This is a genomic window from Shewanella sp. 11B5 (assembly GCF_002836795.1).
Lineage (GTDB): Bacteria > Pseudomonadota > Gammaproteobacteria > Enterobacterales > Shewanellaceae > Shewanella > Shewanella frigidimarina.
The window spans coordinates 1-1,443 of record NZ_PJAP01000047.1; the positions used below are offsets into that span (position 1 = coordinate 1).

1 protein-coding gene is annotated in these 1,443 nt (G+C 43.4%); it reads left to right on the forward strand.

What is annotated here, in order from left to right; translation table 11 throughout:
* On the forward strand, positions 1 to 1,443 hold a 1,443-nt coding region (gene dnaG, locus CXF78_RS00390), incomplete at both ends, for a DNA primase (protein WP_102035672.1).

Below are 1,443 nucleotides of genomic sequence, written 5' to 3' on the forward strand. Positions count from 1 at the left end.
CGCCTAGAATTTGTTGATGCCATTGAAGAACTTGCAGGTCAACTTGGTCTTGCCGTACCACGAGAGCAAGGCACAGGAAAAAGACCAGATCAAGGATTAAGTCGAGACTTATACGAACTGATGGAAGAAGCGAACCTCTTCTATCAAAGCCAACTTAGGCAGCATACAGACAAACAAAAAGTTGTCGATTATCTTGAGTTTCGCGGATTATCGAGTGACGTTGTTGAGCAGTTCGGTATTGGGTTTGCCCCCGATGGTTGGGATGGTTTACTGGGTCGTTACAGGCAAAATTTGCCCGCCCAAGATAAATTACTAACCGCAGGCATGTTAATTGCCAATGATAGCGGTAAACGGTACGACCGTTTTCGCGACAGATTAATGTTCCCAATACGCGATCGTCGTGGTCGTGTGGTTGGATTTGGTGGTAGAGTTTTGGGTGACGGCACCCCAAAGTACTTGAATTCTCCAGAAACGCCCATATTTCATAAGGGTAATGAACTTTATGGTTTATATGAGCTAAAACAAAAACACCGTGATCCACAACATGTGTTAATTGTTGAAGGGTATATGGATGTCGTCGCACTCGCCCAATTTGGGGTTGATTATGCGGTTGCATCGCTAGGTACATCGACTACAGCTGAACAATTTCAGCTTTTAGTGCGTAGTGCAAAACAAGTGGTTTGTTGTTATGACGGTGACCGCGCAGGCCGCGAAGCAGCTTGGCGTGCACTAGAAACAGCGCTACCACTGTTAAAACCGGGTGACCAAGTCAAGTTTATGTTTCTGCCGCAAGGTGAAGACCCTGACACTATGGTCCGCAAAATTGGCAAAGAAGCATTCGAAGCCTTAATGCAAAAAGCCATGTTACTGCCCGAGTTTTTGTTTGACACATTAAGTGCTAACCACGGTACCGATAAAGGGGCATTAGCCAAGCAAGCAATTGCGCTAATCGAAAAGGTACAAGATACCGTCCTACAGAATTTACTGTTAGAAAATTTAGCACATAAATTAGGCATGAACAGTAGCGAAGATTTAAAGAAAAAATTAGGTTTTACTGTAAAACAGGCAAAACCATTAAATGCGAAAGGCTTACAAGGTCGTGGTACGCCATTAAGATTGGCCATTGCCCTGCTGGTCCAAAACCCAAGTTTAGGCTTTGGTTTGGCCAAACAGCCTGCACTAGATCGATTACAGATGACCGGCATAGAATTGCTCAATCATTTGTTAGATATAACTCGAGAGCAGACGTTAAACAGCGCACAACTACTTGAAATGCATAGAGAGCATAATCAAAAAAGCACTCTAATAAAGCTAGCCCAATGGGAACATCAAGTGGCGGATGAAAACGTATTGCCAGAGTTCAAGCAAACCCTGATTTGGTTAAACAACCAATATATTGAACAACGATATCAGGAATTAAGCCTAAAACAGGCTTTAACGAAA